Source organism: Klebsiella variicola (assembly GCF_000828055.2).
Taxonomy (GTDB): domain Bacteria; phylum Pseudomonadota; class Gammaproteobacteria; order Enterobacterales; family Enterobacteriaceae; genus Klebsiella; species Klebsiella variicola.
This window is the reverse complement of record NZ_CP010523.2, coordinates 3,512,663-3,531,042: the sequence shown is the minus strand read 5'-3', so window position 1 is coordinate 3,531,042 and position 18,380 is coordinate 3,512,663. Positions and strand designations below refer to the sequence as shown.

General features: G+C 56.3%; 18 protein-coding genes and 2 tRNA genes. 12 read left to right on the top strand and 8 right to left on the bottom strand.

The window, feature by feature from the left end; all coding sequences use genetic code 11:
• Positions 1-112: 112 nt before the first annotated feature.
• Complete coding sequence (locus SP68_RS16640; RefSeq protein WP_008805946.1) at positions 113-547, top strand: DUF3574 domain-containing protein; 435 nt, start codon at positions 113-115, stop codon at positions 545-547.
• A 31-nt stretch (positions 548-578) separates the two neighbouring features.
• Here the strand turns inward: SP68_RS16640 and SP68_RS16635 are convergent, their stop codons facing one another.
• Positions 579-1,763 carry a NupC/NupG family nucleoside CNT transporter gene (locus SP68_RS16635; RefSeq protein WP_012968585.1) on the bottom strand — a complete coding sequence of 395 codons (1,185 nt, stop codon included), beginning with the start codon at positions 1,761-1,763 and terminating at the stop codon, positions 579-581.
• Between the two features lie 270 nt (positions 1,764-2,033).
• Here SP68_RS16635 and efeU point away from each other — a divergent pair, with 270 nt between their 5' ends.
• The 4 genes from efeU (at position 2,034) to phoH (ending at position 6,624) form a co-directional block, all read left to right on the top strand.
• The gene (gene efeU / locus SP68_RS16630; protein WP_008805948.1) at positions 2,034-2,864 is read left to right on the top strand and encodes an iron uptake transporter permease EfeU; all 831 of its coding nucleotides are present in this window, start codon (positions 2,034-2,036) and stop codon (positions 2,862-2,864) included.
• Between the two features lie 51 nt (positions 2,865-2,915).
• Positions 2,916-4,043 (top strand): iron uptake system protein EfeO, encoded by a 1,128-nt coding sequence (efeO, locus tag SP68_RS16625; RefSeq protein WP_012542259.1) that lies wholly within the window; start codon positions 2,916-2,918, stop codon positions 4,041-4,043.
• Between the two features lie 4 nt (positions 4,044-4,047).
• On the top strand, positions 4,048-5,331 hold the full coding sequence (gene efeB, locus SP68_RS16620; RefSeq protein WP_040975248.1) for an iron uptake transporter deferrochelatase/peroxidase subunit: 1,284 nt from the start codon (positions 4,048-4,050) through the stop codon (positions 5,329-5,331).
• A gap of 504 nt (positions 5,332-5,835) precedes the next feature.
• A complete protein-coding gene (phoH, locus tag SP68_RS16615) occupies positions 5,836-6,624 on the top strand; it encodes a phosphate starvation-inducible protein PhoH (protein WP_002898923.1) in 789 nt (262 codons plus the stop codon).
• A gap of 813 nt (positions 6,625-7,437) precedes the next feature.
• Here phoH and SP68_RS16610 read toward each other — a convergent pair.
• The 3 genes from SP68_RS16610 to SP68_RS16600 form a co-directional block, all read right to left on the bottom strand.
• Positions 7,438-7,525, bottom strand: a tRNA-Ser gene (locus tag SP68_RS16610).
• 144 nt (positions 7,526-7,669) lie between these two features.
• Entirely contained in the window at positions 7,670-8,347 is a 678-nt protein-coding gene (locus SP68_RS16605; RefSeq protein WP_002898927.1) for an isochorismatase family protein, read from the bottom strand.
• 18 nt (positions 8,348-8,365) lie between these two features.
• On the bottom strand, positions 8,366-9,226 hold the full coding sequence (locus SP68_RS16600) for a pirin family protein (protein ID WP_040975254.1): 861 nt from the start codon (positions 9,224-9,226) through the stop codon (positions 8,366-8,368).
• 114 nt (positions 9,227-9,340) lie between these two features.
• Here SP68_RS16600 and SP68_RS16595 point away from each other — a divergent pair, with 114 nt between their 5' ends.
• Positions 9,341-10,246, top strand: coding sequence for a LysR family transcriptional regulator (locus SP68_RS16595; protein WP_004141420.1), 906 nt, complete (start codon positions 9,341-9,343; stop codon positions 10,244-10,246).
• A 188-nt stretch (positions 10,247-10,434) separates the two neighbouring features.
• Here SP68_RS16595 and SP68_RS16590 read toward each other — a convergent pair whose 3' ends face one another.
• The 3 genes from SP68_RS16590 to SP68_RS16580 form a co-directional block, all read right to left on the bottom strand.
• On the bottom strand, positions 10,435-11,007 hold the full coding sequence (locus SP68_RS16590) for a TetR/AcrR family transcriptional regulator (RefSeq protein ID WP_004224069.1): 573 nt from the start codon (positions 11,005-11,007) through the stop codon (positions 10,435-10,437).
• A gap of 94 nt (positions 11,008-11,101) precedes the next feature.
• Positions 11,102-11,965, bottom strand: a complete 864-nt coding sequence (locus SP68_RS16585) for an arginase family protein (protein WP_012542255.1) — start codon at positions 11,963-11,965, stop codon at positions 11,102-11,104.
• Between the two features lie 527 nt (positions 11,966-12,492).
• Positions 12,493-12,580, bottom strand: a tRNA-Ser gene (locus tag SP68_RS16580).
• Between the two features lie 268 nt (positions 12,581-12,848).
• On the opposite strand from SP68_RS16580, the gene ghrA reads away from it, so the two are divergent.
• From ghrA to SP68_RS16550, 6 genes are all read left to right on the top strand, one after another.
• Positions 12,849-13,787, top strand: a complete 939-nt coding sequence (gene ghrA / locus SP68_RS16575) for a glyoxylate/hydroxypyruvate reductase GhrA (protein ID WP_022065196.1) — start codon at positions 12,849-12,851, stop codon at positions 13,785-13,787.
• An 88-nt stretch (positions 13,788-13,875) separates the two neighbouring features.
• The gene (locus tag SP68_RS16570) at positions 13,876-14,613 is read left to right on the top strand and encodes a phosphatase (protein WP_008805956.1); all 738 of its coding nucleotides are present in this window, start codon (positions 13,876-13,878) and stop codon (positions 14,611-14,613) included.
• 22 nt (positions 14,614-14,635) lie between these two features.
• Complete coding sequence (locus SP68_RS16565) at positions 14,636-15,190, top strand: TorD/DmsD family molecular chaperone (protein ID WP_008805957.1); 555 nt, start codon at positions 14,636-14,638, stop codon at positions 15,188-15,190.
• A 103-nt stretch (positions 15,191-15,293) separates the two neighbouring features.
• Complete coding sequence (locus SP68_RS16560) at positions 15,294-15,776, top strand: DUF1097 domain-containing protein (RefSeq protein WP_008805958.1); 483 nt, start codon at positions 15,294-15,296, stop codon at positions 15,774-15,776.
• Positions 15,777-15,928: 152 nt separating this feature from the next.
• Complete coding sequence (ymdB, locus tag SP68_RS16555; RefSeq protein WP_008805959.1) at positions 15,929-16,456, top strand: O-acetyl-ADP-ribose deacetylase; 528 nt, start codon at positions 15,929-15,931, stop codon at positions 16,454-16,456.
• A 66-nt stretch (positions 16,457-16,522) separates the two neighbouring features.
• The gene (locus SP68_RS16550) at positions 16,523-17,116 is read left to right on the top strand and encodes a TetR/AcrR family transcriptional regulator (RefSeq protein ID WP_012968582.1); all 594 of its coding nucleotides are present in this window, start codon (positions 16,523-16,525) and stop codon (positions 17,114-17,116) included.
• 34 nt (positions 17,117-17,150) lie between these two features.
• Here the strand turns inward: SP68_RS16550 and mdoC are convergent, their stop codons facing one another.
• Complete coding sequence (mdoC, locus tag SP68_RS16545; protein ID WP_012968581.1) at positions 17,151-18,311, bottom strand: glucans biosynthesis protein MdoC; 1,161 nt, start codon at positions 18,309-18,311, stop codon at positions 17,151-17,153.
• Positions 18,312-18,380 lie beyond the last annotated feature (69 nt).

The window sequence follows — 18,380 nt, the reverse complement described above, 5'->3', positions numbered from 1 at the left end:
CGCCGTTGGCGGGCTTTTTTTTGCCTGTTGCCGGGCCGGAATATTATAACCCTTGCTAATTATTTGAAAATCCGCTGATATTTCCTGACTAATAACAATGAGGATAGCAAAGATGACGTTCAGACAGGGTGCAATGGCGCTGGTGCTGGCAGGGTTACTCAGCGGCTGCGTGGCGGGTGGAAGTTCGTCGACCCGCGCGCCGAAGCCCGGCGCCTGCCCGGCGGATCGGTCCATGGTGCAAACCACGCTTTATTTCGGCCTGAGCCGCCCGGCGGGGAAAGACATCACTGCTGAAGAGTGGCAACAGTTTGTCGACCGCGACGTCACGCCGCGCTTTCGCGATGGGCTGACGGTGTTTGATGCCCGCGGCCAGTGGCTTGGCCAGAATGGTCAGGTGGTGCGGGAGCAGAGTAAGGCGCTGATGGTGATCCATGGCAACGATGCGCAGAGCGAGGCCGGTATTGAAGCCCTGCGCCAGGGCTATAAATCACGCTTCGCGCAGGAGTCGGTGATGCGTGTCGACCAGCCGGTCTGCGTGCAGTTCTGAGTAAACTGCGGGGGCAGCCCCGCCGTTTGTCTTACAGCACCAGCCCGGCGAAGCTGGCGGAAAGCAGGCTCACCAGCGTGGCGCTATACACCAGCCGTAGGCCGAAGCGGGAGACGATATTGCCCTGCGGTTCATTCAGGCCTTTGATCGCCCCGGCGATAATGCCGATCGAGGCAAAGTTGGCAAACGACACCAGGAAGACCGAGAGAATGCCGAGCCCGCGCGGCGTCATGCTGGCGGCAATCTTTTGCAGCTCAATCATCGCCACAAATTCGTTAGCGACCAGTTTGGTGGCCATGATGCTGCCGGCGTTCAGCGCATCGCTCAGCGGGATACCGATAAGCCAGGCCAGCGGATAGAAGACGTAGCCGAGGATCTGCTGGAAGCTGAGACCAAACAGGGTAGCGAACAGCGCGTTAATGGCGCTGATCAGGGCGATAAAGCCGATCAGCATCGCCAGAATAATCATCGCCACTTTAAAGCCGGCCAGAATATATTCCCCGAGCATTTCAAAGAAACTCTGCGATTCGTGCAGCTTCTCGAGTTTTATTTCCTGCTCGCTGTCCGGCCGCGTCGGGTTAATCACCGACAGCACGATAAAGGTGCTGAACATATTCAGGATCAGCGCCGCGACGACATATTTGGCATCCAGCATGGTCATATAGGCGCCGACAATCGACAGCGATACGGTCGACATGGCCGTCGCCGCCATGGTGAACAGACGCCGTGAGGAGAGGTCGCCCAGCACGCCTTTGTAGGCGATGAAGTTTTCCGACTGGCCGAGGATCAGCGAACTGACGGCGTTGAAAGATTCCAGCTTACCCATGCCGTTTACCTTCGACAGCAGGGTACCGATGACACGAATGAAAATCGGCAGGATCCGCCAGTGCTGAAGAATACCAATCAGCGCGGAAATAAACACAATCGGACACAGGACGCCCAGGAAAATAAAGGCTAACCCTTTTTCGCTCATGCCGCCAAAGACGAAATTGGTCCCTTCGGCGGCAAAGCCTAACAGTGAAGCAAAAAAGCCGGAGATATTTTTCACCAGCCACAGGCCGCTTTCTGCGTGCAGGAAAAAGAAGGCGAGCGCTATTTCGATAATAATCAACTGGAGAATGTAACGAATACGAATATTTTGTCTGTCGTAGCTGACAAGCCAGGCCAGGGCGAGGATCACCACCAGCGCCAGCAGGAAATGAAAAAATGCAGTCATGTTGTTCTTTTCGCAGGTCAATAAGGCCGCCATTTAGCCATAGCCGCCGCCACGGGTAAATATCTGGCGTAAAAAATCCTTTGCTTATTCTTTTCCCTCATAACAGGCGAATATTTTCGTAAGTCATTATTTGCCAGCGATTTATTTACAGATAGTCATCATTCTCTAAACATTTCGCTTGTGTTTTTGAGTATTGTAATGATAATCACTATCATAAATATTACCTGTTTTTGCATTCGTTGACGGTGCTTTACATTTAAGGGTATTGGCATGTTTGTCCCATTTCTCATTATGTTACGCGAAGGCCTTGAGGCGGCGCTGATTGTCAGCCTGATCGCCAGCTATCTGAAACGCACCCAGCGCGGCAACTGGATTGGCGTGATGTGGATTGGCGTGATCCTCGCGGCGGCGCTGTGTCTTGGCTTAGGCATTTTTATCAACGAAACCACCGGGGAATTTCCTCAGCGCGAACAGGAGTTGTTCGAGGGGATCGTCGCGGTCATCGCGGTAGTGATCCTGACGTGGATGGTCTTCTGGATGCGCAATGTCTCGCGCAACGTTAAACAGCAACTGGAGCAGGCCGTGGACAAGGCGCTGCAGCGCGGTAATCACCATGGCTGGGCGCTGGTGATGATGGTCTTTTTCGCCGTTGCTCGTGAGGGGCTGGAGTCGGTCTTCTTTCTGCTGGCGGCATTCCAGCAGGATGTCGGCATCTGGCCGCCGCTGGGGGCGCTGCTGGGCCTGGCCACGGCAATCGTGCTGGGCTTCCTGCTCTACTGGGGCGGTATCCGCCTTAACCTCGGCGTGTTCTTCAAATGGACCAGCCTGTTTATTCTGCTGGTGGCCGCTGGCCTGGCCGCGGGGGCGATCCGCGCCTTCCACGAGGCTGGCCTGTGGAACCTGTTCCAGGATACGGCCTTCGATCTGAGCAACGTGCTGTCGACGCATACGCTGTTCGGCACACTGCTTGAAGGGATCTTCGGCTACCAGGAGACCCCGAGCGTTAGCGAAGTGGCGGTCTATCTGCTTTATCTGATCCCGGCGCTGGTGCTGTTTGCCCTGCCGCCGCGGAATAATACCACTGCCTCGCGGGCTGCCTGACCGGGCGCTGCGAGCTTATAAGCGACACTCTACTTACCGAAAGGGATGATCATGATGATTCATTTTCGCCGTAATGCGCTGCGGGCGACCGTGGCCGCGCTGCTCAGCTCTGCATTGGGTGCTCAGGCTGCGGATATCCCGCAGGTCAAAGTCACCGTCAACGACAAGCAGTGCGAGCCGATGCAGGTGACCGTTAAAGCGGGTAAAACCCAGTTTATTATTCAGAACCATAGCCAGAAAGCGCTGGAGTGGGAAATTCTGAAAGGGGTCATGGTGGTGGAAGAGCGTGAGAACATCGCGCCGGGCTTTACCCAAAAGCTCACCGCTAACCTGCAGCCAGGCGAATATGATATGACCTGCGGCCTGCTCACCAACCCGAAAGGGAAACTGATTGTCACCGGCGAAGCAACCAAAGACGCGGCGAAAGCGGATGCGGTGTTGAGCCTCGGCGACGCGATCACCGCTTATAAGGCCTATGTGACGGCGGAAACCGCGCAGCTGGTCAGCGGCACCAAAGCCTTTACCGACGCGGTGAAAGCGGGCGATATCGAAAAAGCGAAAGCGCTGTACGCCCCGACGCGCCAGCATTACGAGCGCATTGAGCCGATTGCCGAGCTGTTCTCTGACCTTGACGGCAGCATCGACGCCCGCGAAGACGACTTCGAGAAAAAAGCGGAAGATCCGAAATTCACCGGTTTCCACCGTCTGGAAAAGGCGCTGTTTGGCGATAACAGCGTCAAGGGCATGGGAAAATATGCCGATCAGCTGAACAGCGATGTGCTGGAGCTGCAAAAACGCATCAGCGAGCTGGCGTTCCCGCCGTCAAAAGTGGTGGGCGGGGCGGCAGGATTAATTGAGGAAGTCGCAGCCAGCAAGATCAGCGGCGAAGAAGATCGTTACAGCCACACCGACCTGTGGGACTTCCAGGCCAACATTGACGGCGCACAGAAAATCGTCGACCTGCTGCGTCCGCAGCTGCAAAAAGAGAACAGCGCGCTGCTGGCGAAAGTGGACGCCAACTTTAAGAAAGTGGACAGCATCCTCAGCAAATATCGCACCAAAGACGGTTTCGAGACCTACGATAAGCTGACCACCGCTGACCGTAATGCGCTGAAAGGGCCGATCACCACCCTGGCGGAAGATCTGGCTCAGCTGCGCGGGATCCTGGGTCTGGACTAAGTCGATGGCACAACAGAAACCCCACGACGTGAACGAGCCGTCACGTCGTCGCTTACTGAAAGGGATCGGCGCGCTTGGCGGCGCGCTGGCCATCACCGGCGGCTGCCCGGTGGCGCATGCGGCAAAAGCAGAAAGTTCCCCCGGGACGCTCACACCCGACGCCCGTCAGGAAAAACAGCCCTTCTACGGCCCGCATCAGGCGGGCATCCTGACGCCGCAGCAGGCTTCGATGATGCTGGTGGCGTTCGATGTGCTGGCGTCAGATAAAGCTGACCTCGAGCGTCTGTTTCGGCTGCTGACCCAGCGTATCGCCTTTTTAACCCAGGGCGGCCCGGCGCCGGATACGCCGAATCCCCGGCTGCCGCCGATGGATTCCGGCATCTTAGGGGCGTGGATTGCACCGGATAACCTGACCATGACCGTCTCGGTTGGCCATTCACTGTTTGATGAGCGTTTTGGCCTGGCGGATAAAGCGCCGAAAAAACTGCAGCCGATGACCCGCTTCCCCAACGATTCACTGGATGCCGCCCTGTGTCATGGCGACCTGCTGCTGCAGATCTGCGCCAATACTCAGGATACGGTGATCCACGCCCTGCGCGATGTCATCAAACATACGCCGGATCTGCTGAGCGTGCGCTGGAAGCGGGAAGGGTTTATCTCCGACAGCGCGGCGCGCAGTAAAGGCAAAGAGACCCCGATCAACCTGCTGGGATTCAAGGACGGCACCGCTAACCCGCCGAGCCACGACAGCGCGCTGATGGATAAAGTCGTGTGGGTGACAGCCGATCAGGACGAGCCGGCCTGGACCGTGGGCGGCAGCTATCAGGCGGCGCGAATTATCCAGTTTCACGTGGAGTTCTGGGATCGGACGCCGCTCAAGGAGCAGCAGACGATCTTTGGCCGCGACAAGCACAGCGGTGCGCCGCTGGGGATGAAAAACGAACACGATACCCCGGATTACAGTAAAGATCCTGGCGGCGAAGTCATTGCGCTGGATAGCCATATTCGTCTGGCCAATCCTCGCACGCCGGAAACCCAGTCCAGCCTGATGATGCGCCGCGGCTACAGCTATTCGCTGGGCGTCACTAACGCCGGACAACTGGATATGGGGCTGTTATTCGTTTGCTATCAGCACGATCTGGAAAAGGGTTTTCTGACGGTGCAGAAACGGCTTAACGGCGAGGCACTGGAGGAGTACGTCAAACCCATCGGCGGGGGCTACTTCTTTGTTTTACCCGGCGTAGTGGATGATAAGCACTATCTGGGAGAGTCGCTGCTGCAGGCCTGATACCGACCCTGTCCGTGAGGGCAGGGCGTTTTCTGCTGTTTTTCTCTTTTTTATTATATTTCCTGCCATGTGTTATATTTCTGTAATACAAATGACCGATAGTCTCCTACACTTGCTTAAGAACTATTTGTTGCGTCATTGTGAAAAATAAGTTGCATTAAGAATCTTTTTTGATGTACTTATTACATACGCGGTAGTTCCCGGCAGTGTGACGTTTCACTATGGAGATCGCGAATGGTAAGGTCCCGTACCGGACAACGTAAAACCACAGACCGTACTCTTCAGCACGGAAGCCCCGCTTCCGGCAGCGATTTTCTTACCCTTTCTCCTTCCGCTTCGAATTATTACCACCTTGGCAGGGTACGCGGTGCGCGTAGCCGCGACTCGTTGTCAGTTCTACCGGCAAGCAATGGCTTACAAGGAAGCCAAACCTCAATCGTTCGTGCGCATAGTCGCGTCGATGTTGACGCGTGTGATGTAAACCTACAACGCAAGGTGCTATCCATGGGAAGACAAAAAGCAGTGATCAAAGCTCGTCGTGAAGCAAAACGTGTGCTGAGACGGGATTCACGTAGCCATAAACAGCGTGAAGAAGAATCGGTCACATCGCTTGTGCAAATGAGTGGCGTAGAAGCAATTGGCATGGCGCGGGACAGCCGTGATACTTCCCCAATTGAGGCGCGCAATGAAGCTCAGGCGCATTATCTGAATGCCATCGACAATAAACAGCTGATTTTCGCCACCGGCGAAGCCGGATGCGGCAAGACCTGGATCAGTGCGGCGAAGGCAGCTGAAGCGCTGATCCATAAGGATGTGGACAGAATTATTGTTACCCGTCCCGTTCTGCAGGCCGATGAAGATCTTGGCTTCTTACCGGGAGATATCGCCGAGAAGTTCGCGCCCTATTTCCGACCGGTTTACGACGTGCTGGTGAAAAGGTTGGGGGCTTCCTTTATGCAGTACTGCCTGCGTCCGGAAATCGGCAAGGTGGAAATCGCGCCGTTCGCCTATATGCGCGGACGTACCTTTGAAAATGCGGTGGTGATTCTGGACGAGGCCCAGAACGTGACCGCAGCGCAAATGAAGATGTTTTTAACCCGCCTCGGGGAGAACGTGACGGTCATCGTCAATGGCGATATCACCCAGTGCGATTTGCCCTCTGGTGTGAGGTCTGGCCTGAGTGATGCGCTGGCGCGTTTTGAGGAAGACGAGATGATCGGCATCGTGCGTTTCACCACCGATGACTGCGTGCGCTCGGCTCTCTGCCAGCGGACGCTGAAAGCCTATTATTAATCGTCATACTGTGAGCAAGGCCCGGGCTAGCCCGGGCTTTGTCGTTTTTGGGCATCCTCCCGGCGGCGCTGCGCTTAGCCGGGCTACCTGGCGGGTACGGTCTGGTAGCCGGGGGAGGCATTGCTGCCGACCCCGGGGATGTCTGCGGTGCCACAAGCGAAAAAAAAGCCCGTACATGCGTACGAGCTCTTCTTAAAATATGGCGGTGAGGGGGGATTGACTCGCTTCGCTCGCCGTTACTCGGCCCATCCATGGGCCTCGCCCCTGCGGGGCCAACGCAGGCGTTGTTCAAAAACGCTCCCGGCGTTTTTGTCGGGGCAGCCCGCTCGCAGGCTCGCGGTCTGTCCAACTGGCGTTGCCAGTTGTCGAACCCCGGTCGGGGGTTCTCATCCCCCCAGTGGAGAATATAAAAGAAAAGAGCCCGTACTTGCGTACAGGCTCTCATCTCGAATATGGCGGTGAGGGGGGGATTGACTCGCTTCGCTCGCCCCTGCGGGGCAGCCCGCTCGCAGGCTCGCGGTCTGTCCAACTGGCGTTGCCAGTTGTCGAACCCCGGTCGGGGGTTCTCATCCCCCCAGCGGAGAATATAAAAGATGAGAGCCCGTACTTGCGTACAGGCTCTCATCTTGAATATGGCGGTGAGGGGGGGATTGACTCGCTTCGCTCGCCCCTGCGGGGCAGCCCGCTCGCAGGCTCGCGGTCTGTCCAACTGGCGTTGCCAGTTGTCGAACCCCGGTCGGGGGTTCTCATCCCCCCAGCGGAGAATATAAAAGAAAAGAGCCCGTACTTGCGTACAGGCTCTCATCTTGAATATGGCGGTGAGGGGGGGATTCGAACCCCCGATACGTTGCCGTATACACACTTTCCAGGCGTGCTCCTTCAGCCACTCGGACACCTCACCATATTGTCTTGCTGCTCACCTTGGGTGGGCAACGGGGCGCTACTATAGGGAGTTGCGTTAAAACGGTCAAGCATATTTTCTTCTTTCTCTACCGTTCGCTCACGCAATGAACAACACCCCGCTGCGGTACAGCGGGGCGGGGTTTTAGCGCTGAGAATCCAGCTGTTCGTTATTCTTCACCACGTCCTGCGCTTTGCTGTAGCTTTCGATCAGCAGTTGGTAGGCCGGGAAGACTTTGGTGTACACCTCCGCCCATTCTGCGGCGTCCGGGCGATTCCAGGTGCGCTGCAGCTCAGAGGCGACGGCGGCGGTATCCATCGGCACTACGCCAGCCTGTACCACGCGAGCCAGGGTAATTTCCTGCGCCATTTTGCTGTAGGTGCCGGAAGCGTCAATCACGGCAAACACTTTATACCCATCGGCGACAGCGGCAATCGCCGGGAAGGCCATGCAGACACTGGTGATAGTCCCGGCGATAATCAGCGTCTTACGACCGGTCGCTTTCACCGCGGCGACGAATTCCGGGTTATCCCAGGCGTTAATCTCACCTTTACGGGCGATGTATTTCGCATGCGGCGCGTTTTCATGAATCTCCGGGATCAGCGGACCGTTCGGCCCCTGTGGCACGGAGGCGGTGGTGATCACCGGGATCCCGGCAAGCGACGCCATCTTGGCCAGCGCGGCGGCGCGAGCGCGCAGCTCTGGCATCGGCATATCGCCGACGGTCTGGAACAGGCCGCTCTGGTGGTCAATCAACAGCATGGCGGTATCGTTAACATCAATCACCGGACGAGCACCGTTAAAGTTAGCGGGAGTAGACATAGTATTCACCTCAATCAGTTAGATTTGGCCAAAACGGCCGCTGTTAAAATCGCGAACGGCTTCTGCGATCTGCGTTTTGTTATTCATGACAAAGGGGCCATAGCCCACAATCGGCTCCTGCAGCGGTTCGCCAGCCATCAGCAGAACTTTTGCCTGGGCGGTCGCCTCCAGATGCAGGGCGTCTCCTGTCTGGCTCAGGACGGCGAGCTGACCTTCGCGGGCGGACTCGGAACCGTTGATGATCACTTCCCCCTCCAGCACCACCAGCGCGGTACTCCAGCCTTCCGGCTGGCGCAGCGTGAGGTCGCGCCCCTGATTCAGCTGCAGATCCCACACGTTAAGCGGTGAGAAGGTATGGGCCGGGCCGCTGACGTCGTCATACTGGCCGGCAATAACCCGAACCTGTCCGGCGCCATTCGCCAGCGCGACGGTGGGGATCGTCCCGGCGGTAATGCTCTGATAGCCGGGGGTCGTCATTTTGTCTTTGGCGGGCAGGTTGACCCACAGCTGGATCATCTTCAGCTCGCCGCCGCTGCGGGTGAAGGCCTCCGAGTGGAACTCTTCGTGCAGGATCCCGGCGCCCGCCGTCATCCACTGCACGTCGCCCGGGCCAATCACCCCGCCGCGTCCGGTGGAGTCACGATGCTCTACTTCACCGGCGTAGACGATGGTGACGGTTTCGAATCCGCGATGCGGATGCTCACCGACGCCGCGTTTATCGCTGCCCGCCGGGAAGGTGTACGGCCCGGCATAGTCGAGCAGTAGGAAGGGGCTCAGCTGCTGGCCGTGCGTCTGATAAGAAAACATCGAACGAACCGGGAAGCCGTCGCCTACCCAATGCTGCGCAGGCGCGGTGTAGACTCCTGTAATCTGTTTCATGGCTTTCTCCTGTGTATCGGTATCTGATGTAAATAAGCTTATATCCGGGACGACGTATGCGGTAGTGAGCAAAAATGACCTATACTGTTCCAAAAATGGAACAATGGAGGAAGGATGCAGGATCTCAATGACTTCGCCTGGTTTGTCCAGGTGGTAGACCATGGCGGTTTCGCCGCGGCGGGGCGAGCGCTTGACCAGCCGAAATCCAAGCTCAGCCGCCGCATTGCGCAACTCGAGGAGCGGCTGGGCGTCCGTTTGATCCAGCGAACCACCCGTCAGTTCGCGGTCACCGAGGTCGGGCAGACCTTTTATCAGCATTGCAAAGCGATGCTGATAGAGGCCGAGGCGGCGCAGCAGGCGGTCGAGACGCTGCGCGCCGAGCCGCGCGGTAGCGTCAGGATCACCTGTCCGGTCACCTTGCTGCATGTCCATATTGGACCGATGCTGGCGCGATTTATGGCGCGCTATCCCGGGGTAACGCTGCACCTTGAGGCGACCAACCGCCGGGTGGATGTGGTCGGGGAGGGGATTGATGTGGCGATCCGCGTCCGTCCCCGGCCCATCGAGGATAGCGATCTGGTGATGCGCGTGCTGGCGGACCGCGGGCACCGGCTGGTGGCCAGTCCTGATCTCATTTCCCGGCTCGGACGCCCGCAGGCGCCGTCCGAGCTGAGCGCCTGGCCGGGACTCAGCCTGGGAGCGAACAAGCATCAGCATAAATGGCAGCTTACCGGGCCCGGGGGGGCAAGGGCGGAGGTGTATTTCACGCCGCGAATGGTGACCACCGATATGCTGGCGCTGCGCGAGGCGGCGATGGCCGGCGTCGGCGTGGTACAGCTTCCTTTATTAATGGTGCGCGATCAGCTGGCGTCAGGGGAATTAGAGGTGGTACTGGATGAGTGGCAGCCGCGGCGGGAAGTGATCCATGCGGTGTTTGCTTCACGGCGCGGGCTGCTGCCCTCCGTCAGGGCGCTGGTGGACTACCTCAGCGAAGAGTATCAGCGGATGGAGGAAGATTGATGGGTAGGCAGAGGTTTTTTGCCGGACTCATATGTGAAAAGCGTCCGTACTTTTTCACGCACTCTTCGCAATCGCGTAGGCTCGTGAAAGATTGCTCACTGTGTGAGTCGTTTGCCGCTTGAGAGCGTTGGCTGTTATAAGCAACCTCTGGTTTTTTCGATACATCGTTTTACTATGACCGTCTGGTATTATTTAAGCAATTTTGCCATAACGTCAAAAAACATTGGCAGATCATCCTTGAATGAGAAGGTCGTGTTTATTGCCTGACGAGCGATTAAACCGTCAATAAGGGCAAAAATAATGATCGTGATTTCTTCAAGGTTAATATCACGGCGAAACTCTCCGGCAGCGATACCCTCCTGGATGAGCCGCGCGAAGCTTTTCCGCATGATGTCATCACTGGAGATATACGTTTTTCGCAGTTCTGGATTACGCGCAGACTCAGCCATGATTTCAACCCAAAGTTGATGCGTGATAGGGTAACCGATCTCGCTAATACAGGACGTGACTTGTGCACAAAGGCGATCAAAATAAGAGCCTGCATAGGTCGCATTATGGGCAGTCAGCGCGGAGTTCTGTTCTTCCAGTACAATAGCCTTAACAAGCTCATCCTTACTTTTGAAATACGTATACATTGCTCCTTGACTAATTCCTGCCCGGGTAGAGATTTCACGTACGCTTGTCGCACTAAAGCCTTTTTCCGCAAAGCAGGCAGCAGCAGCCGTAATCAACTTATGGTAGGTTTCGGTTTTTTTTAACATATCGGCATCTTGGTAAATTCGGTGTCCAGACTTTAACGCGCTTTTATGCAAGGAGCCAGAGCTAAACTCTGTCGTCTGGCTCCTGGATTTCGTCTTACTTTAGAAGGGGTAATTCACTGAGCATGTTCTTGAGATTCAGCATGTCCCAGGGCAAATGTTCAGCGATTGTCAGGCCAACGGGGACTGCTTTTGTCGTCGCTGCCGCTATCAGATTGAGTACATCCTCAATCGTCAGTTTGCCTTCAGCAACGTCGCCAAAATCGTGTTTTCCGCGCCCCGGTTTTGCAAAAAGAATGGAGCGGAACAGAGATGGGTCGAGTACGTCCAGATCGATATGGATCGCCAGATACGCAATCTTTTCTTTAGCTATCCACTCCAGGACTTCATCTGCACCGCTTTTAACCTGTTCAGGTGCTAGCGTCGTAATGTTATGGCGAGTGAGGTATTCAGCTTCATAAGGAAGTGGCGCGTGGATACCGGCAATCATTATTTTTGACGGATTAAGTTTGGTTTTTACATGGGCAACTAAATCGTTATCACCCGTACCCATTAGCGCACCAAGCACATGGGCATGCGCGTTTGGATATTGTTCAGCCGTCTGCACGTCAGGATGCGAGTCAATCCAGAGCACACCGAGTTTGTCTCCGAACTTATCGAGCAGGTGGGCGAAAGGCGCCAGCGAAACCAGGCAGTCTCCGCCTAAAATGACAATGCTATTGGGATCATGTTTTTCAATCAGTGCGGCAGCATTATTGAGTTGCCTGATGAGGGATGGCTTAGCCGTGATGCCATTAATCCCTGGCAATGGCTCTGTTGTTGGTAACTCAACAGGAACGATCTCAACGGGCCCTTTTGCTTCAGGAGAGAGAAACGAGAGGAGCTGCGAGCCAAGATAGTAGGGAGGATTGTTACCGCCTTGCCATTGAGGAAATATAAGTCGCAGTGTTTTGCTAGTCATTGGTACCTTCTGTGTTGTCATGCGCTAAAATGAATGAACGTTCATTCACTTTTACATTGAATTACGGTCGATACGCAAGTAACAAAGCACTTTTCGTTAATGCATAACGTACACCATCCCGAGCGATATGATTTTCGTTATGCCGGGTGGCTCAAAGCGGAAGAGGGGATAGTGTTGGCGAACATCTTCGCTGCGCTGTTAATCGTGTGAAAAAGAGTCTGGCTTTGACAATACTGCGTAATGTCTGTTGCCAGTTGTCGAACCCTGGTCGGGGGTTCTCATCCCCCCGGCGGGTGCCACAGACGAAAAAAAGCCCGTACTTGCGTACGAGCTCTTCTTAAAATATGGCGGTGAGGGGGGGATTGACTCGCTTCGCTCGCCCCTGCGGGGCAGCCCGCTTACTGCGTGCGCGGTCTGTCCAACTGGCGTTGCCAGTTGTCGAACCCCGGTCGGGGGTTCTCATCCCCCTGGAGAGTGCCACATGCGAAAAAAAAGCCCGTACTTGCGTACGAGCTCTTCTTAAAATATGGCGGTGAGGGGGGGATTCGAACCCCCGATACGTTGCCGTATACACACTTTCCAGGCGTGCTCCTTCAGCCACTCGGACACCTCACCATATTGTCTTTCCCGTTGTTGTCGGGAACGGGCGCTAATGTAGGGAAATACGTATCGCCCGTCAATCAACTTTTTGCAAAAAAAGCGCGTTTAGACAAACTTCGAGCAACTTGCTCCTTAAACGTGCGAAATCCGTTTTTTTTGTCGCCAGTGCCTTTTCCCTTTTCGCTCGGGGGAAATTTGTTATGCTGGCAAACCAATAGAAAACAATGAGTAAAATAAGACGCCAGCGTCAATCGGCCAAAGGCGTCTGCTATCAGGAGCCCCTATGGAGATTATTTTTTACCATCAGACCTTTGATACCCCATTCTGGATCCGTGAGCTGGAAAAACAGTTACCCGGGGCGCGGGTGCGCGAGTGGAAAGCGGGTGACAACCAGCCGGCGGACTATGCCCTGGTCTGGCATCCACCGGTAGAGATGCTGCAGGGCCGGGCGCTGAAGGCCGTGTTTGCCCTCGGGGCGGGGGTAGATTCTATTCTCAGCAAGCTGCGTGACCATCCGGATATGCTGCCGCTGTCGATCCCGCTGTTTCGCCTCGAAGATACCGGTATGGGACGGCAGATGCAGGAGTATGCCGTGAGCCAGGTGCTGCACTGGTTCCGCCGCTTTGATGACTATCAGGCGCTGAAGCTGGCTTCCCGCTGGCAGCCGCTGCCCGAGTATCGCGCCGACGAATTCACTGTCGGGATTATGGGCGCCGGCGTGTTGGGGGCGAAGGTTGCGGAAAGTCTGCAACCCTGGGGGTTCCCGCTTCGCGTCTGGAGCCGTAGCCGCAAATCCTGGCCACAGGTACAGAGCTTCGCCGGTCAGGCCGAACTGGGCGAATTCCTGCAGGGCACTCGCGTGCTGATCAACCTGCTGCCGAATACCGCCGAAACCGCCGGTATTATTAACCAAACGCTGCTGGCGCAGTTGCCGGATGAGAGCTATGTCCTCAACCTTGCTCGCGGCGTGCATGTCGTTGAAGAGGATCTGCTGGCGGCGCTGAACAGCGGTAAGCTCAAAGGGGCGATGCTCGATGTCTTCAGTCGCGAACCGCTGCCGCAGGAGAGCCCGCTATGGGTACATCCGCGGGTGGCCATGACCCCCCATGTGGCGGCAGTGACCCGTCCAATGGAAGCTATCACCTACATTGCGGAGACCATTAGCCGGCTTGAGCGAGGGGAACCGGTAAGCGGTCAGGTTGACCGCCAGCGCGGTTATTAAGACGAGAGAACCCCGCCACGGCGGGGTTTTTGCTAATCAATAGCCCGGTTTCCTGCTATTCTTGCGGCAAACAGAAGAGGAGAATGTGATGTATCCCGTTGACCTGCACATGCATACCGTCGCCAGCACCCACGCCTACAGCACCCTGCACGATTATATTGCGGAAGCAAAGCGTAAAGGGATCAAACTCTTCGCCATCACCGACCATGGCCCGGATATGGCGGATGCCCCGCATTACTGGCACTTCGTTAATATGCGCATCTGGCCCCGTCTGGTAGACGGGGTGGGGATCCTGCGCGGTATTGAGTCGAATATTAAAAATATCGAAGGTGAGATCGACTGCTCCGGGCCGATGTTAACCTCGCTTGATCTGATCATTGCCGGATTCCATGAGCCGGTGTTCCCGCCGCAGGATCGTGATACCCATACGCAGGCGATGATTGCCGCGATGGCCAGCGGTAAGGTGCATATGATTAGCCATCCGGGTAATCCGAAATTCCCGGTGGATATCCCGGCTATTGCCGAAGCGGCGGCCCGCTATCAGGTGGCGCTGGAGATTAATAACTCCTCTTTTATTTCATCGCGCGTGGGCAGTGAAGATAACTGTCGAGCTATCGCTGCGGCGGTGCGTGATGCCGGGGGATGGGTGGCGCTGGGCTCGGACTCTCACACTGCCTTTACCCTCGGGGAATTTACCGAATGCCGCAAGATCCTTGATGCGGTCGATTTCCCGGAGGAGAGGATCCTCAACGTTTCTCCGCGTCGCCTGCTCAACTTCCTCGAGTCGCGGGGCATGCCGGCGATCCCGGAATTTGCTGACCTTTAATTTGTATAACTGGAATAACTGAATGAACGAGTTTTCAATCCTCTGCCGCGTGCTGGGTTCGCTGTATTACCGTCAACCGCAGGACCCGCTGCTGGTGCCGCTGTTTACCCTGATCCGTGAGGGCAAACTGGCTGCCAGCTGGCCGCTTGAGCAGGATGAACTGCTGGCGCGTCTGCAGAAAAGCTGTGAGATGCAGTCCCTGGCGACGGACTATAATGCGCTGTTCGTCGGTGAAGCCTGCAGCGTGCCGCCGTACCGTAGCGCGTGGGTGGAGGGTTCCTCGGAAGCAGAAGTACGGGCTTTTATGAGCGAACACGGTATCCCGACAGGGGAAGGTCCGGCGGATCATCTCGGATCGCTGCTGTTGGCCGCCTCCTGGCTGGAGGATCATGCTACAGAAGACCAGAGCGAGACGCTTGAGCTTCTGTTTGCTGACTATATCCTGCCATGGTGCGGGACGATGCTGGGCAAAGTCGAAGCCCATGCGCACACGCCATTCTGGCGCACCATGGCGCCATTGACCCGCGACGCCATCGCCGCGATGTGGGACGAGCTTCAGGAAGAAGATGAGCAATAATATGTGATTTTAATCACTATTTGAATGCAACTGAAATTAGGTTCATTCATATACTGTGTTTTAGATCTCATTCTTCCGGCGCGTATCTGCTAGGATACGCGCCATGAACATACTCTTCGCAATCGCATTAACGACGGGCATTCTCTCCGGAATTTGGGGATGGGTGGCGGTCGCTCTCGGCCTGCTGAGCTGGGCCGGTTTCCTCGGCTGTACGGCCTATTTCGCCTGCCCGCAGGGCGGTCTGAAAGGTCTGGCCATCTCCTCGTGCACGGTAATGAGCGGCGTGGTCTGGGCATTAGTGATTATCCACGGTAGCGCACTGGCCCCGCAGCTGCAGATCCTCAGCTATATGATGACCGGTATCGTCGCCTTCCTGATGTGCATTCAGGCGCGACAGACATTGCTGTCGTTTGTACCGGGCACCTTTATCGGCGCCTGCGCGACTTTTGCGGCAGACGGCGACTGGCGCCTGGTGGTGCCCTCCCTGGCGTTGGGTCTGGTTTTTGGCTATGCCATGAAGAATAGTGGCCTGTGGCTGGCGGCCCGCGCGGGCAAACATAAATCGTTCGCTAATGACAACGCCTGACTGGCGAAACAGCAGACTCAACAGGACCCTTAGGGTCCTGTTTTTTTTAGCTTCCCGTCGCCAGGGCTGAGGGATAATCTTGCTCCCGGGGGCGGGAATGCCCTAGTATCGGCAGAAAGCCGTATCCACGCGCTATGCCGACAGGAGGAGAAATGGCTGTTCAACCTGAGGTAATTCTCGGCGATATTACGACGCTTGAAGTCGATGTGATTGTTAATGCGGCAAACCCCTCGCTGCTGGGCGGCGGCGGGGTAGATGGCGCGATCCACCGGGCGGCCGGCCCGGCGCTGCTGGCGGCTTGCAAACAGGTATTGCAGCAGCAGGGCGAATGTCCTCCCGGTCACGCGGTGATCACTATTGCGGGCGATCTTCCCGCCAGCGCGGTGATCCACACCGTGGGCCCGGTCTGGCACGGCGGCGACCGCATGGAAGCGCAAACCCTGGCGGATGCTTACAAAAACAGTCTGCAGCTGGCCGCGGCAAACAACTATCGCTCCATTGCGTTTCCGGCGATCAGCACCGGCGTGTATGGCTATCCAAAAGAGGAAGCGGCGGAGATCGCCGTGCGCACCGTCACCGCGTTTCTCACTCGCTATAACCCCCTTGAGCGCGTCCTGTTCGTCTGTTTTGATGAGGAAACGGCGGCTATCTATCGCCGCCTGCTGGCGTCATACCCCTGATCCAGCAGAATAGGCTATGATAACCGCCGGTATTGACGGGAAAGATGGATAGCAGGAGGGAGCAGGGTGTCAGAAGGAAAAGTACAGCAGAAGCAGCAGGCGCGCCGCGCAGAGATCGTTGCCGCTGCGCAAAGGTGTTTTGCTGAAAAGGGGCTGCATGGCGCTTCCGTTGCCGATATTGCCCGCGAGGCGGGCCTGAGTGTTGGTCAGCTGTATCGTATTTTTGCCAGCAAAGAGGCGATCATCGAAGCGATTGTCAGCGAAATCGTCCACGCCAGGGTCGGGGAGATGATCGATGAGAACCATAATCTGGCGCGCAAAGCGGCGGTGCTGGCCGGCAGGATCCCGACGTCGGCAGCCACCAAAAGCGACAATTATCTGCTGATGGAGATCAACGCCGAAGCCTCGCGTAACCCACGCTTGCGCGAGATCCTGGTGCAGGCCGATCGGCGTTTGAAAGAGGAAGGAGGGCGTCTGTCGCAGCGCTACCATCCCGGGCTCAGCGATGCGCGACGCAATGCCGCATCAGAGCTCATCGCCGTTCTGACCGAGGGGGCCGCCTATCGCTGTGAGCTGAGCGCCTCGACCCCGGTCGATAAGGCAGATTTAGAAGCTCTGTATAATATGATTTTCGACCGGCTTTTTGACGAGCAGGCGTAATGCGACACGCCTGGCGTGCCGCACCCGCGGCAAATTAGCTGGCCGAAGCCGGGGTTTTGGCCGGTTTGTTCATCGGTTTACCGGAGAACAGGAAACGCAGCAGCGGAATGCGCAGATGAATTTCATACAGGATCAGCGCGATACCCACCACAAAAACCAGCCCGACAATAAAGCCTAAGGTATTGGACTTGATGGCCGGGGTGATCCACGCCCCGTACAGTAGCGTCAGCGGGTGGTGCACCAGGTAAATAAACAGCGAGGCATTGACGAAATAGGTCACGCGCGCTGACTGGAAGTTCAGCAGTCGATGGCCGAGCGAAAAGACCACATTGACCATCCACAGCCCCAACACCATAGTAATCACCGATTCGGTTTCATACATCCAGCCGTCGCCGGACCCATACTGCTGATTCAGTCGATAGGCGATAAACCCGAGCAGCGCTGCGGCGCAGCACCACGGCGACGGAGTGGTGAACATGGTCTTTAAGCGTGGGTTAATAAAGGTCTGCGCGCCCAGCACAAAGAAGGGCAGATAGAACAGCGTCTGCATCACCACAAAGTTAAACAGACCATTGCTCAGCAGGGGCGGATAGAGCAGGAACAAGGACCGGCGGATCAGCGCATAAAAGACCCCCAGCGCGAGGAAAATCATCGTCAGCTGGCCCATGGTGACAGTGTCACTGAAGGCGAGGCCGTGGCCAGCCGGACGGCGCGTCAGCCATTTAAACAGCACCACCCCCAGCGAGGTCAGCACCACCAGAACCAGTAAAAACCACAGGTGGGAAATGAGCTCCCAGGCCAGGGTATTAAATTTGTCGTACATCGAAAGGGTATGCCAGTTTTCCGCCTTGCCGTTGACGTATTGCAGCATAATAAATTGCGGCAGCGTCAGCAGTGGGATGGCGGTCAGCATCGGAATACCGACCCGTTCAACGCGCACTTTCCACCACTTTTTCAGCGGGTAGCGCAGGAACAGCATGTAGGAGAAATAGCCGGAGATGACGAAAAAGACCTGCATGCGAAAGGCATGGATGAAGTCATTAAACAGCGTCAACCACCACGAGGGTTCGGCGCTGTTGACATGCCAGCTGTGGCTGGAATAAATCAGCGAAATGTGGAAAGGGATCCCCAGCAGCATCAACCAGGCGCGGATGCTGTCGAAGAAATATTCACGCTGTACCGGAGTATTATTCATACGATTCACGACAATCTCAGATAATTCGTCTTATCACTCAAGGTGATAACGCTTACATTATCAGCAACC